The sequence below is a fragment of the Tenacibaculum holothuriorum genome (assembly GCF_002120225.1).
In the GTDB taxonomy this organism is placed as follows: domain Bacteria; phylum Bacteroidota; class Bacteroidia; order Flavobacteriales; family Flavobacteriaceae; genus Polaribacter; species Polaribacter holothuriorum.
This window is the reverse complement of sequence record NZ_LAPZ01000007.1, coordinates 124,023-138,996: the sequence shown is the minus strand read 5'-3', so window position 1 is coordinate 138,996 and position 14,974 is coordinate 124,023. Positions and strand designations below refer to the sequence as shown.

General features: G+C 28.2%; 10 protein-coding genes. 1 reads left to right on the top strand and 9 read right to left on the bottom strand.

All coding sequences use genetic code 11. The features are described from left to right. Positions 1-30 precede the first annotated feature (30 nt). From WH52_RS09830 to WH52_RS09810, 5 genes are all read right to left on the bottom strand, one after another. On the bottom strand, positions 31-471 hold the full coding sequence (locus tag WH52_RS09830) for a hypothetical protein (RefSeq protein ID WP_143592132.1): 441 nt from the start codon (positions 469-471) through the stop codon (positions 31-33). After that, the gene (locus WH52_RS09825) at positions 468-1,946 is read right to left on the bottom strand and encodes a hypothetical protein (protein ID WP_086030774.1); all 1,479 of its coding nucleotides are present in this window, start codon (positions 1,944-1,946) and stop codon (positions 468-470) included. The genes WH52_RS09830 and WH52_RS09825 overlap by 4 nt, the downstream gene beginning before the upstream one ends. Then, a complete protein-coding gene (locus WH52_RS09820) occupies positions 1,903-2,481 on the bottom strand; it encodes a hypothetical protein (protein ID WP_086030773.1) in 579 nt (192 codons plus the stop codon). Before WH52_RS09820 ends, WH52_RS09825 begins: the two co-directional genes overlap by 44 nt. Further along, positions 2,474-3,022: an RNA polymerase sigma factor gene (locus WH52_RS09815; protein ID WP_086030772.1), complete on the bottom strand. Its 549-nt coding sequence runs from the start codon at positions 3,020-3,022 to the stop codon at positions 2,474-2,476. The genes WH52_RS09820 and WH52_RS09815 overlap by 8 nt, the downstream gene beginning before the upstream one ends. A 158-nt stretch (positions 3,023-3,180) precedes the next feature. Continuing rightward, positions 3,181-5,691: an FG-GAP-like repeat-containing protein gene (locus WH52_RS09810; RefSeq protein ID WP_086030771.1), complete on the bottom strand. Its 2,511-nt coding sequence runs from the start codon at positions 5,689-5,691 to the stop codon at positions 3,181-3,183. 109 nt (positions 5,692-5,800) lie between these two features. On the opposite strand from WH52_RS09810, the gene meaB reads away from it, so the two are divergent. Next, positions 5,801-6,871 (top strand): methylmalonyl Co-A mutase-associated GTPase MeaB, encoded by a 1,071-nt coding sequence (meaB, locus tag WH52_RS09805; protein ID WP_086030770.1) that lies wholly within the window; start codon positions 5,801-5,803, stop codon positions 6,869-6,871. Positions 6,872-6,932: 61 nt separating this feature from the next. Here the strand turns inward: meaB and WH52_RS09800 are convergent, their stop codons facing one another. The 4 genes from WH52_RS09800 to WH52_RS09785 form a co-directional block, all read right to left on the bottom strand. Beyond that, positions 6,933-11,675: a T9SS type A sorting domain-containing protein gene (locus tag WH52_RS09800; RefSeq protein WP_086030769.1), complete on the bottom strand. Its 4,743-nt coding sequence runs from the start codon at positions 11,673-11,675 to the stop codon at positions 6,933-6,935. A gap of 92 nt (positions 11,676-11,767) precedes the next feature. Beyond that, the gene (gene rlmF, locus WH52_RS09795; RefSeq protein WP_086030768.1) at positions 11,768-12,622 is read right to left on the bottom strand and encodes a 23S rRNA (adenine(1618)-N(6))-methyltransferase RlmF; all 855 of its coding nucleotides are present in this window, start codon (positions 12,620-12,622) and stop codon (positions 11,768-11,770) included. Then, complete coding sequence (bshC, locus tag WH52_RS09790) at positions 12,622-14,214, bottom strand: bacillithiol biosynthesis cysteine-adding enzyme BshC (RefSeq protein ID WP_086030767.1); 1,593 nt, start codon at positions 14,212-14,214, stop codon at positions 12,622-12,624. The genes rlmF and bshC overlap by 1 nt, the downstream gene beginning before the upstream one ends. 36 nt (positions 14,215-14,250) lie before the next feature. After that, a complete protein-coding gene (locus tag WH52_RS09785; protein WP_086030766.1) occupies positions 14,251-14,913 on the bottom strand; it encodes a class I SAM-dependent methyltransferase in 663 nt (220 codons plus the stop codon). Positions 14,914-14,974: the final 61 nt, after the last annotated feature.

The following is a 14,974-nucleotide window of genomic DNA, read 5'->3' as shown; positions in this document are numbered from 1 at the left end:
AAATATAGGCACTTTTATGCTATTTATTAGTTAAAAGTTTTCTAGTTTTATGTGTAACCAAGATTCTAACAATACTTGATTATTTTTTAATGTTGGTGAGAAAAAGTCTTTCGTTTTAACTTTGTTGATAAAGGAGCAACCTGAACAGATAAAAACCTCATCATTTGAGTTTTTTATGTTATTTTGTTGAATTTCTTCTTCTTTAGATAGTGTTATTGATTTTTTAGAAGCTAAGAAACCTAATATTTTAGCTGATAATAATCTCTCTTCTTTTTTCGATGAGAATAGTTTTTTTCTTATTTCCTTTTCATTTTTATTTTTAATCAATCTTTCAAACTGTAAGATAATTTTTGTTTGCCTTCCTGAATAAAAGCATGAAGTTCCTATAATTGTGTTTTTATCAAAAGCTTCTTGGGAAAATGCATAAACTGAAAAAAAGCATATTATTATGAATAGTATTTTTCTTATCATTTTTCAATATCAATTTTACTATATTTCCCCTTTATTTTTATGCTATTATCTTCTGTGGTAATATTAAAATTCCCTGTAGATGATATTCTATTCTCTCCATAAAACATTGTAGGCTTTTTGGTTAAATATTTACTAAACCCTTCTTTATTAAAACTAGCTTTTAGTATTTTTTTAAGCCCATTAAATTTAATTTTTGCCACAGAAGAATTTAAGTTTATGAAAAGTTTTTTATAGTCCCTATTGACATTCTCTATTCTCAATTCTCCAAAATCATCTACAACTTCAGAATTCTCTATAAGATTATCAATCTTGATTACAGATGAATTACTATTTAGAATCATATTTGATGCTGAAGTTATTTTAGCATCTTGTACGTTGTTTAAAAACAACGTACAAGCATTTAATGTTTGAATAGTTACTGGAGATCCTATTATTTTCAAGTTTCCTCCATTTAGTTCGTCTGCGTTAAAGCTTCCGTAAGAAACTTTACCTACCGCTTTGGTTTTTGGTAACTTTACTTTACAATGACGAGTATTTAAATTAAAAGTAGCATTCTTAGGTACTCTAATTTTAATCTTCTTGGTTATTTTTACTTTTTTATCATTGATTGTAAAATTATTATCACTAGAAAAATAATAGTTGAAACGTGTATTTTTTAACGCTTTTCTAGCTTTAGCGATATCCTTTCTAATCTTTTCCTTATCAAGTTTTTTTATTTCTATTCTTGCCTTTGCTAAAGCTTTTTTTATTTCTTTTTTATCTATCTTTTTCTTTTTTAATTCTCTTAGCTGTTTTGCTAATTCTTTTTTTCGTTTCGCTTTTTCTTTTTTATACTTTTTATACTCTTTAGTTTTTTTAAATTTTTCCCATTCTTCTTTAGATTTAATGGTTATATCATTAACTCCATCTTTCCACTGAATAAAATAATTATCTCCATCTTCGTCGTATTTGTCAAAGTCAAAATCAAGATTATCTAATGCCGGAGTGATTAAAGCATCAAAATCTATATCAGGAATTAGTATTTCTGGTAACCCATCCTCTGCTATAACTATTACATCTTCATCTAACTCTTTACCAAAACCTATTGTTTCTGGTAAATTATTATTTGAGTTAAAAAACACAAAATTATCTTTTCCGAAAGCATGAAATTGATTACTGCTTGCGTTTATTTTCACTGTTTTTTTATTTCCTAACGCTTCAAAATTCCAGTTTTCCAAATACTTTTCTGCCTCATCTTTTTCTAGCCCTTCAACTTCTATATAGGCATTTACTTCAACTTCATTTTTATTCCATGTTGTTACTTCAATATCTGCATTACTTGCATTAATATTGATTTCTACATCTTTATTTGTGTAAAACTTTTCGTTATATTTTTTTTCTACTTTTTGTGCTAATAGCATGCTAGAAAATAACAATGCTACAGCTGTTAGTTTAAACGGATTGCATTTCATTTTGAGTTGGATTTTTAAATTCATGTAATTGTTTTTGCATACGTTTTAGTAATTGTAAACGTAATTGCAGGTTTCCAATCAATGCATTGATAGTATTATCGTTAACTCCTTTTGTATTGAGCTCTTTGGTTAACGATTTATATTCTTGGGTTAATTCTTTTAATTTATTTAGATAGCCATCGAATAATTCTTTGTTTTCATCTGTCAACTCTAATTGACTCAATTCATAGTTAATAGAATTTGTATAATAGGCTTCAATGGTTTTTAATTCTGGTGAAATAGTACCTAAACTAATTTGAGTATTGGTATCTTCATTTAAATCGACTATTGGTGTTGGTGCTTCTATTATGGTATTTTCTGTTGGATAAAACCTAATTACTAATGAAACCAATAAGACTATTGATGCTGCTACATACATCCATCTAAAACTTTGCTTCTCTTTAGGTTTTAAATGTAATTCAGTTTGTAGTTTATGCTGAAAACGCTCACGATGATTCATCGATAAGTTTGCCTTATTTTCAACTTTTTTATCTAATATTTCTCTAATATCTTTAGGCATGTTTTAATGCTTTTAATTCTTCCTGTACTAACTTTTTCCCTCTCATTAAGTGTGTGCGAGAGGTAACTTCAGTAATTCCTAATATTTGTGAAATTTCTTTATGATCATACCCTTCTAACAAGAACAGTGTAAGTACCAATCGGTATTTTTCTTTTAATTGCTGAATGGTTTTTACGATTTCTTCATAAGTAATACTAGGAACTACATTCCAATCACCTTCGTCTACAATTGAAGTTATTTCTTCATTAATAGATACTAATGATAATTTCTTCTTTTTTAACCAATCTATACTTTGATTAATAGTTATCTTCTTTAACCAAGCCCCAAACGCTACTTCTTCTCTGTAAAACTCTATGCTTTTAAAGGCTTTAATAAATGCTTCTTGCATCACATCTTCAGCAACAAAAGAATCTTTTACGTATCGCAACGCAACTGTATACATAGCTTCACAATACAAATCGTACAATTGCATTTGTGCTTTGGCATCGTTTTTTTTACAAGCCTCTATTACAGATCGATGTAGTTGTTTGGTTGATTTCATTTTAGATCTCTTGCCTTAAATACGATGTATTTTTAACTACGTTGCATTTTTACAAAAAATATTTATTTTTTATCTTCATAAATTTTATAATAATATAAAAAAAGCATCAATTCTTGTTGAATTGATGCTTTTTTTATTTTTCAAATAAATAAAACTTCTTATTGTTTTATAATAGTTTTTGTGATTTCTGAACCATCTTCTGATTTTAGTTTAACAAAATAAATCCCTTGATTTAAACCTCTAAAACTTATTATTTTTTTATTATTTACTTCTTTTTTCTTTTGACCTAGACTATTAAATATTTCAATACTTTTGATGTTTAACTTAGATTCTATACTTAAAAAATCTTCTACAGGATTAGGAAATACTTTAACTCTATTATTTAGTAAGGATTCAGAAACATTATCATCAATAGATAACGTTCCTTCTGAATTTATACCCCAAGTGTATTGCAAATAAGTAATTGAGGAAAAATATCTAAATAAAATATCTGTTGCACCATCATTATTAATATCTGCTATTGTTGCAATACCATTGTGCCAAGCATTATTAGATAAAATCATTGTTTCTCCACTTTCAAATGTTTTATCACCTTTATTCTTGTACCACAATGATTTTTCTAGTCTATTATTCGAATCTACTAATAAATCTTTCTTATTATCATTATCAATATCTATGAAAAAAATACCGTAAAGGTTTGGATACTCTTTATCGTCAACTACAGTAGAAAAGTCACCGTCTTTATTTTCTAATACTTTTATGTGATTAGGTTTAAAACCTATAGCTATATCCTCATCTTCATCATTATCTATGTCTCCCACAGTAAAACTACCTATTGATTCCGATTGAGATAATTCTAAAATAACTTGTAAATCACTAAAAGTTCCTTTTCCGTCTGTGTTTTCATAGAAACCTATTAAGTTTTTACTTGATGATCCATAAGTTTTTCCATTACTAGAACCAATTATAATATCGAGGTCTTTATCTAAATCGATGTCAGAAACTACTATTTTAAAAACATCTAATCCATCTAAAGATTTAAAAGTTGATTGCTTCTCAAAACCTTCTCCTTTATTAATATTTTTATACCAATTTTGTATTGTTATTACATCAAGTTGGTTATCATTATTAATATCTGCTAAAACTAAATCATTTCTATAATAATCTGAGGTTATTGTTTTTTTATCATTAAACAACAATTTGTTTTGCTCTTTCTTAAGCCAAACTATTCCATTTTTTGTTTTACATACTAAATCAGGATTATTATCATTATTTAAATCTCCAATTCGATAATAAGAGCTACGATCAAAATCTCCTACTTCTATTTGATGTCTTGCTAATTTTCCGTTTATATTTTCGTGCAAATAAATGTAATCTCCAACAGGACCATTAAAAGTATCCATATCACCGTCATTATCTATATCAACAACTATAAACTCTGAAGCTATATTACCTTTTTTGGATATAATATTCATATTACTAAACTTCTCATCTCCCAAACCTTTATACCAACCAAATAAACCTTCGTCATCTTTAGAAGAAGATAATATAAAGTCTAGTTTTCCATCATTATTAATATCTGAAGTATCAACTACTTCTATATCTTCTGTTACTATTCGGTCTAAAAAAACAGAGTTATCTCCAGCATTATTATCTATAAAGTTACCTTCTCCATCGTTTTTCATCCACATAATTCCATAACCAACTCCTCTATTACCAACTAAATCTGGAGCATTATCTCCATTCATATCTAAAAAAAACACATCTCGCATTTGTCCATCATGAATAGATAATTCTTTACTATCTTCAAAAGTTAAAGTATTATCTATATTCTTAATCCAAAAATGATTGGAATTAGTTCTATTAACTGTATAACAAATATCTAAATACGAATCGGGGTAAATATCAGCTACTGTAATAGAGGTAATTTCTTCTGAAGCTGTAACTAACGTTTTTATTTCATTATAAAAAGCACTAGAATTTATTTTGTCTAATATAGATACTTTATAAACATTATCATCTCCAACTGAGATTACTAAAAGTTCAATATCTTCATCATTATCAATATTTATTGGTAATAATTTCCTTATTTTTTGATTAGTTAAGAGCGATGCACTTCCTATTCCAGTAGTTTCAAAATTATTTTGTCCAATGTTTTTAAACATACTAGTAGAGTGTATAATATCTTTATCACCATCGCCATCTAAATCGTAAACCTCAACAAGCGAAGGTGTTATAAGGTAACTATATGATACTCCGTATATTTTTTTAGAGGTATCATAATTTCCGTTTGAATTTATATGTAAAATAATATAGGAACGACTTACACTTAGAATATCTAAATCATTATCTCCATCAAAATCAGCTACCAAGATTTTTTCTATTGCTATAGCCCCATGAGTATCTTCAATATAAATCGGTAAACCAAAATTTCCTTTCCCATTAAGATTTTCATGCCAAACCAATTTTTGCCCATTATAACTAGAACTACTAATAATGTCTTTATCTCCATCTCCATCTATATCTACTGCCTTTGAATAAAGAACAATCTTTTGCTCTTTTTGTTTCTTATAAATATTCTTACTCTCAAAAAGAGTTTGTGAAAAAATATAAACTGGAATAAAAAAAATGAAGAAAAGTAATTCCTTTTTGATATAACTAAATTGCATAGTAATTTTTATTTTAAAGATGCAAATATATCGTACAGAGATAAACTAAAAAAACTTAGCATTTTAATTTAATCTCTTATAAATAATTTCTTTTATTTTTACTGTTAGAATGAGCAAAAAAAACAAGTCTGCACTTACCGAAAAAGATGGGGTTTCTCAACCAGAAACTACCAGTAAAACTTCTGCAAAAAAAATTCAACTAAAGCGTAGGAAACAAACTCCTACTTCTGAATATGTTACACAAATTTTAAAAGGAAACATTACCTTTTTAAGTAAAGCTATTACGCTAGTAGAAAGCACAAACGCTAAACATCAAAAAAAAGCAAATGAAATTTTAGAAGCCTGTTTACCCTATGCAAATAAATCTGTTAGAATCGGAATTACTGGTGTTCCTGGAGTTGGTAAAAGTACTTTTATTGAATCTTTTGGAAAACACCTTACTTCTCTTGGTAAAAAAGTAGCCGTTTTAGCGGTTGACCCAAGTAGCTCGGTTAATAAAGGAAGTATTTTAGGTGATAAAACTCGAATGGAACAATTGGTGACCGATGAAAATGCGTTTATTCGCCCTTCTCCTTCTGGAACTTCACTTGGTGGTGTCGCTCAAAAAACTCGGGAAACTATTATTTTATGCGAAGCAGCTGGTTTTGATACCATTATTATTGAAACTGTTGGTGTAGGACAAAGTGAAACTGCTGTTCATTCTATGGTGGACTTCTTTTTACTGTTAAAATTGGCAGGAGCTGGTGATGAACTTCAAGGAATTAAACGAGGAATTATAGAAATGGCAGACGCTATTGTTATTAATAAAGCTGATGGTGATAATGCTAAAAATGCAAAAATTGCCAAAGTTGAATTTAATCGAGCCTTACATCTTTATCCTCCAAAAGAAAATGGATGGGTTCCAAAAGTTTTAGTAGCTAGTGCATTACAACATAAAGGAATAGACAATATCTTTTCGATGATAGATACCTATATTACTGATGCTAAAAAATCTGGTTTTTTTAATGAAAAAAGGAATCAGCAAAATAAATATTGGTTACTGGAAACTATCAACCAACAATTAAAGGATAATTTTTATAACAATCCAGACATTAAAAATTTACTAGATAGTGAAATAAAAAAGCTAAAAGAAAGTAAAACCACTCCTTTTAACGCAGCAAAACGTTTGTTAGGAAAATAAAAAGAATGACTTACAAATTAATGTAAATCATTCTTTATCATAAACCAAGTTAACAATTATCTTAATTCTTAATTATTTTTCTTTGTAACTCTCCTTTATTAGTTGAAACCCTTAATAAATACATTCCTTTAGAGAAGTTACTTGTATTAATTTCTAATACAGATTTTGTTTTAAATATTAGTTTTCCTACAATATTATATAAACGAATTTCTTTTACTTCAACTTGATTTTTAATATCAATCTTTAAAATATCAGAAACTGGATTTGGATAAATTAATATTGAATCTTTAACATCTATTAACTCTTCTGTAGATAAACTTCTTTCACAAACAAGGTTATAATCTGCAGTGTTATCTTTTGTCCATCCGTTATTATTGTTTGCTTTGTCTACATCATCAACTTGAATACAACCTAAACTCGAATTTCCTGTAGCATTAAATGTAGTTAGAATAATATTATGTCCATTACTAATACTTAAGTAGTTAAGTTTGTTATTTGAAACATTCAACGTAGTTAATGTATTTAATGATTTTAACTCACTAATATCTATACTTTCAATTTCATTATTACTTACATCTAATGTCTCTAAACCAGTAAACTCTTGTCTTGCTATTTCTTTCTTTTGCTTTTTACCTCTCGATGCTACTACAACCGTAGATCCATTAAGTAAACTACTAATATCTGTTATACTATTTCCTGAAATATTAATACTCTTAGCATTGGTAAACGCTTCTAAACCTGTTATGTCTGTAATGTTTTTACCACTTAAATCTAAATCTCCTGTAAAATTTTGAGCTTCTTCGTAGGTAATTACTCCATCTCCATCCGAATCTACACCAGCAGCATTAGCAATAGCGTCTTCTAAATTTGAATCTGTAGTATACACTTCCCAAATTGAAGAACAATCTTCATTATAACTAGTTTGATTATCTTTTTGAGTCCAATTGTTAGTAGACCAAGTAGCATCATCTACAGCAACACATTCAAGATTTGCGTTATTTCTTATGTCGAAATCAGTAATTAAAGCATTTGCTTCATTGATTAAATACGCTCTTTCTAACTCATTATTCTGTAAATGAAGTTTTTTCAACTTGTTGTTATTAGAAATATCAATGTTTATAATTTTATTATCATTCAATATCAACTCTTCTAACAAATTATTTTTTGAAACATCAACGCCTGTTATCTGGTTTTCATTTAACCACAATTGCTTTAATGACGTGTTTTTAGATACATCTATTGAGGTTAAACTACTCTTATTCATATCTATCCTCGTTAATAGAGGATTGTTTGATACATCTAACGTACTAATAGCATTTTCTCCAGCTCTTAAATCTGTAAGTTTTGTGTTTTTGCTAATATCTAAATTTGTTAATTGATTTGCTGAAAGATATAGCCTCGACAATTCTGTTAACATTGAAACATCTATTGTTGTCAACTTATTTTGCCATAAATGTACTCTCCATAACTTTAAATTATTAGAAAAATCAACGCTTGAAACTTCATTATTCAAGTCTAAATTAATCTGCTCTAATAAAGTATTTGATGAAACATCTATTGACGAAAAATTATTTTCATGCAACCACAAAACTTTTAGATTAGAGTTACTAGAAACATCTATTGAAGTTAATTTATTTTTTGCGGCATAAACTCTTTCTAGCTTAGATAATCCCGCTACATTTAATGACGTTAATTCATTATCTGAAGCATAAATTCTTTCTATAAGAACATTATTACTTAAATCTAAATCAGTTAAACTATTACCCTCAACATTTATCCATTTTAATTTTGTGTTTTTAGATAAATCAACAGTAGTTAAATTGTTTCCTTTAATATTTAAACCTGTAATATTTATAAAAGCTTCAATTCCTGTTAAGTCTGTAATTCCTAAATTTTCTCCTTTATCAATATCAGCATTTATAGCTTCAGCTTCATATACTTGTATTTCGCCATCTCCATTTGTATTAATTTGATTATCTGCTAATAATGCGTTTTTCATATTCACATCAGGAATGTTTACTATTTCTGGAGTTGTATAACCACAATCAATATTAAAAATAGAAGAATTATCTACATTTGTCCAATTATTTGTAGCATAAGAAACATCATCGACTTGTACACAAGTGAGTTTAGGATTATTATTTAGTTCAATTGATGCAATGTTTTTATTACCTCCGTTAGCTAGGTTAATTTTTGTCAAATTAGGCATATCCTTAGCTAAAAGTGTCTTTATTGGTTGAGAACCTAAATTTAGCTCTATAGTTGGATTTTCAGACAGTTCTAAAGTTGATAACTTATTGTTTTGGCTTAGATTTAAATCGTTTAAGTTATTAGCTCTTATATATAGCTCTGTAAGGTTAATATTATTACTAAAATCTAATGTAGAAAGGTTATTATTTATAGCCCAAAGTTTTTGCAAATTTGTGTTGTTAGTTACATCTAAAGCATTAAAATTACTATCACTAACTCCTAATTCTTTTAAGTTTAATAACTGACTTACATCTATTGTTCCTAACTCATTATCCCATAAATATAAAAGCTCTAAAGATGTTATTCCATTTAAATTTAAGGTTGTTAAATCTATTTTTTGTTTATTTAAATTTAAAGTTTTAATTTTTGAATAAGTTGTAGCATTAAAATTAGCAAATGAATTCTCTTCTAAACGTAAATGTTCGATATTAGAATTGCATAAAAAGCGATTTTCATTTAAATTATTTTTACCAGCTCCTATTGAAATTATTTTCGTGTTCATCGAAGCATCTAATGTTTCAATATTATTACCGCTAACATCTAAATGTAATAATTCGGTTAAATTTGATACATCTATTGATGCTAAACTATTATCAGGGATATAAAATTCGGTTAATTTAGAATTGTTAGACAAATCAATAGATGTGATTTTACTATATCCTAAATGCAAACTTTTTAAATTTATATTGTTAGACAAATCTATTGACGATAAGTTACTCAAGCCTGCTTGCATCCAATCTAAATTAGTACACCCCGAAATATCTAAATCTGTTAATTTGTTATTAAAATTTAAATTTAACCTAACCAAATCTGGGTTGTTTCCTAAAGTAACAGTTGTTAAGTTTGAACAAGAAGTTCCTCCTACTCTGTTTAGCTTTGAATTATTAGATAAATTAATAGAAGGCATTAAATTTTCAGAAAAATTGATGTAAATTAAATTATTAAAAGTTTCTATTCCAGTAAAGTTTTCAATTTCTTTTTTAGATACTTTTAAACTATCAATACTCTGAGCGTCAGACAAAAGTAATGTACCTCCTAAACCGTTCGTATCTTTTCCTAAGTCTATTAATGCTTGTTCAAATTTCACATCTGGTATTGTCACTAAATCTACTTCATTATATCCACAATCATTATTAAACGAGCTTGCATTACCAATAGTTGTCCAATTAGAAGTTGCGTATGCTACATTATCTACCTGAACACAATTTAAATTTGGAGTATTACCAAAATTTAGTTCAGTAATTTTACCATTATTTCCATTGTTTAAATTGATTTTTGTTAAACTCGAGTTATCATTTACAAACAACTGTTTTAAATCGGTATTATTTCCTAAATCTATCTCAGTTACTTCTGTGTTATCAACTCTTAATTCTTGTAAAGTATTCATATTACTTACATCAATAGTAGTTAATCCTGAGTTTCCTCCTAATACCAAGCGAGTCATTTTTGAGTTATTAGATAAGTCTATATTAGTAATGCTATTTGCTGAAGCAAAAACCTCCTCTAAATTTGGCGCATTTGAAAGATTTAAACTACTAATGCCAGTATTATCAACACCGATCTTCTTTAGACTAGGAAAAATTGATGCATTAAAAGTTGGTAATTGATTATTTCCAATAAAGATATATTCTAACCCTGTATTATTTGATAAGTCTAAAGCTATTAATCCATTATTTTGAGCTTCAAAAGTTTTAAGTTTTGTATTATTACTTAAATCTATACTTGTAGTTTGATTATCTGTCATTCTTAAATGCTCTAAATCTGGTAACATTGTAACATCTATACTAGATACTTTGTTATTCCACATCCAAATAGAAATTAATTTAAGATTGGAAGAAAAATCAACAGAAGTTACCTGATTATTTGCTATTGTAAACCATTCTAAATCTGGGCTATTACTAGCATCTACAGCTGTTAACTGATTATCAGTTACCACTACTCTTTTTAAATTAGACATTGAGCTAAGATCTATAGCAGTTAGCTTATTAGACCAAGCATAAAATCGCTCTAGGCTTGCTTGTGTTCCTGTAGTAATTGAAGTTAATTCATTAGAGTAGGCGTATAACCAAATTAAATTAGGGCTATTAGTAACATTTAAAGTTGTCAACTTATTTTCATGCACAAACAAATGTGTTAACTTAGTTAAGTTAGAAATATCTATTGCTGCTATCTGATTATACATTACTCCCAATCTTACTAAATCTGTGTTATTAGAAACATCAATACTAGTTAGCTGGTTTCTATCTACAAAAACTTCCTTCAATTTAGTATTTGCAGTTATGTTTACTGTAGTAATACTATTAGACCCAGCTTCTAATTTTTCTAAATTTATCATCGCTTCTATACCAGTTAAATCAGAAATATTTTTCTCAATTATTGATAAAGTGATAATTTTTTCTGCATCAGTTTGCAGAATGTTTCCGTTTTTCCCATTCGTATCTAAACCAAGATCAATTAGAGCTTGTTCAAAATTTGAATCGGGAATGTTAATTGTTTGAGAAAACAATGTTATGCTCAACAACATTGTTAGTAAGAAAAGTAGTTTTGTTTTCATTTTCGTTTTCTATTAAAATAATTATAAAACTCTGAAAACTAAACTGCAAAGTAAATACTTAACATTAGGTATTTTTAAAATCATCACTCAGTTTAAAACCTCCAACAAGCAATTCGAGTTACTTTATTTCCTTGATGCATTGGGATAGTTTTAAACTCAACAACGCCCAACTTTTTTGCTGATTTTTGTAAACTTTCAATATTCTCTTTCTTTGAAACCAAGCTGGTAAACCAACTACTTTTATTTGGCATTAAAGAACTTTCGTATAAATATGTATGTAAAAAAGCTTTCTCACCACCTAAATACCACAATTCATTAGAATTCCCTGAAAAATTGCGGACAGTATTATTCCCTAAATTTCGAGACTTTCTCCTATTAGCTCCTCTTGCTTCTTCTTCTGATTTATAAAATGGCGGATTACACATTGTTAAGGAAAATGAGTCTTCTTCCTTTAAAACTCCTTTTAAAATATGACTTTCATCTTTTTGAAAACGTAACTCAATAGAATCATTTAAATTATTTTTATCAATAATTCTTTGAGCGTTTTTAAGTGATTCTGTACTTACATCAGAAGCAACAAAACTCCAATTATAAGCAGTAGTTCCTAACAACGGATAAATGCAGGTAGCACCTGTACCAATATCTAAAACTTTAACGTTTTTCCTACTCGGAATTAAATCAGCTATATGATGAATATAATCTACTCTTCCTGGAATTGGCGGACATAAGTTTTCGTCAGGAAAATTCCAGTATTGTATTCCATAATACGAAAATAAAATAGCTTTATTTAACTCTTTTACAGCAATTGGATTCGAAAAATCAATGGTTTCTTTTTCATGTTTTTCTACAATAAAACTAGATATTTTAGGGTATTTTGTTTTTAAAAAATCAAAATCATATCCCTTTTTATGAATGTTATTTTTGTGTAACCCTTGCTTAAGTTTCATTATAGTATAAGTACTGTGAATTCCAATTGCAAAGGTTGTAAATTATCTTTTAATACGCTTATAAAATCTGTTCCGTATTCTAAAAAGTATTCTGAGAAGTTACGTTGACGCTCTTCTAAACTTTGATTCGGCAACAATTTATTTTGAAGTAATATTATTCTATCAACCAAATCTTTTTGTCTACGTTTTTCAGCTCTCACTAATCGTTTTTCTAAATTATCAATCCCTTTTAATTGCTTTTTCTCTTGTGCGTTTACAGCTCCAATAAACGATTGATCAGTTTTTTCAGCAACTATTCTTAACTCATTAAATTGCTGTTGTAAATGCTCTTTTTTCTTTTGAAAATCTATAGAAACATCTGAGTTCTCAACAACCTTTTCTTTTAGTAAATCATGCTGCTTTTTAAAAACATCTTGAACTGACATTTGCAACTTCTCTAGCTTTTTAGCTTGCTTTTCAGAAATAACTTGTACCGAGTTCCTCAACAACAATACAGGAAAAGGAATGTTTACTGCTTTAAAATAGCTCTTCAACTCCATCCAATAAGCTAATTCTCCTCCTCCTCCAATGTATACCAAGTTTGGTAAAATAACCTCTTGATACAACGGACGCATGATTACATTTGGAGAAAAACGTTCAGGGCTTTCTGACAACTCTTTTTTTAATCCCTCTAGGTCCCAAGAAATATCAGTATTGATTACTCTAAAAACTCCATTTTCTTCAATAATGCGTTCTCGTAATGTATTGGTTATATAAAACTGGTTAATCTCCCTCGGATTTACTTGGATTTTATAGAATTCTACTAAGCTTTTATTGGTTTCAGTAACATTAGTATAAGAAACATTTTCAGTGAACTCTCTTTCTACATAAGGAACAAAAAGCTGTTTCAATTCTTTATGATCTGCATCCACAACTACTAAACCGTAAGATGAAAACAATTCATTGGCTATATAACGTGTTGCATCTGCTAAATTCTGATGATGGATATATCCCTTTTTAAACAAGTCTTTTAAATATTCAGCATTTCTAGAAGTGCCTAAATCTTGAGAGAACACTTTAAATACTTCTTCTAATCCTTCTGTAGAAAATCTTCCTACTGGGCCAATTTGATCTGAATTCCATTGAACTTTTTTCCCTTTAAAATTGAAATAATTTATTTCATCAAAATCATGATCTTCGGAAGCCATCCAATAAATAGGAACAAAATTATGCTCTAGATTTTTCTCTCTTAATTCTTCACATAAATTAATTGCGGAAATAATTTTATATAAAAAATATAAAGGTCCTGTGAACAAATTTAATTGATGCCCAGTAGTAATTGTAAACGTATTTTCTTTTGCTAAAAGTTCAATATTTTCTTGAGTTGATTCGCTTGTTTCAACATTTTTATATTGTTCTTTTAAAACCTTTACTAATACATTTCTGTGATTTTTAGGAAAAGACTTTTTCTTTTCTTCTAACTGCTTTTCAATTCCGTTTATATCAGAAAAATTATGGTAAAAAGGTTGTATGTTAGGTGACTGATTTAGATAATCAATCATCGTTTTTGAGAAAAATCCCGTTTCCTTAAAAGGTATATGAGTTACTTCCAAAAGTTCTTGTTTAAGATTAGTTAGTTGCTTTAAATACTACTTATGCATTCTTTTGAATAAAGTATAAACATAAGGTCGTTCTCCTCCGTATGGATTTATAAAAACATGGTCAAAACTTTCTTGAAGTTCAAAATCACTACCTAGTTTTTCTTTTAACATTTCAACATCATAACGTTGTAAGGGTAAACCACAACATTTTTCAGCTCCGTCTTTTGAAAATACTGCTATAATTACAAATCCGTCTTTAGCTACTTTATTTTTCAGTAAATCAAAATACGCTTTTTGTTCCTCTTCCTTTAAGAAAAAATGCAATACTGCTCTATCGTTCCATAAAGCCACTTCCTCTAGTGAAGTTAACTTTGTTGAGTTCGTTAAATCATCAACAATAAAAGTAACATCATTTGCTTTTTCTTTCAATCTGATTTTAACATCTTCCAACGCTTTTTCAGATAAATCATTTGCGATTAAATTCGTGTATCCTTTATCAAGCAAGTCATCAATTAAAATTGAAGAGCCAACCCCAACATTTAATATTAATGCGTTTTTAGGCAAATTTGTTTTCTCAATTAATTGAATGGTTTGGGTAGAATGTTCTTCGTACCAACCTAATTTATCTGTAGTATTTTTATTATAAGCTGTATTCCAGTGCTGTTGATAATCTTTTTGCTCAGGAAGCTTACAGTCTTCTTGTGTAGTCATAGGTCAAAAATACTAAAATTTGATTTTTGGTCGGAATCCTTTAAAAGTTCTAACAGATTTT

Coding starts and splice junctions, on each gene's coding strand:
- WH52_RS09830 (WP_143592132.1), bottom strand. CDS start 471: ATGATAAGAAAAATACTATTCATAATAATATGCTTTTTTTCAGTTTAT.
- WH52_RS09825 (WP_086030774.1), bottom strand. CDS start 1,946: ATGAATTTAAAAATCCAACTCAAAATGAAATGCAATCCGTTTAAACTA.
- WH52_RS09820 (WP_086030773.1), bottom strand. CDS start 2,481: ATGCCTAAAGATATTAGAGAAATATTAGATAAAAAAGTTGAAAATAAG.
- WH52_RS09815 (WP_086030772.1), bottom strand. CDS start 3,022: ATGAAATCAACCAAACAACTACATCGATCTGTAATAGAGGCTTGTAAA.
- WH52_RS09810 (WP_086030771.1), bottom strand. CDS start 5,691: ATGCAATTTAGTTATATCAAAAAGGAATTACTTTTCTTCATTTTTTTT.
- meaB (WP_086030770.1), top strand. CDS start 5,801: ATGAGCAAAAAAAACAAGTCTGCACTTACCGAAAAAGATGGGGTTTCT.
- WH52_RS09800 (WP_086030769.1), bottom strand. CDS start 11,675: ATGAAAACAAAACTACTTTTCTTACTAACAATGTTGTTGAGCATAACA.
- rlmF (WP_086030768.1), bottom strand. CDS start 12,622: ATGAAACTTAAGCAAGGGTTACACAAAAATAACATTCATAAAAAGGGA.
- WH52_RS09785 (WP_086030766.1), bottom strand. CDS start 14,913: ATGACTACACAAGAAGACTGTAAGCTTCCTGAGCAAAAAGATTATCAA.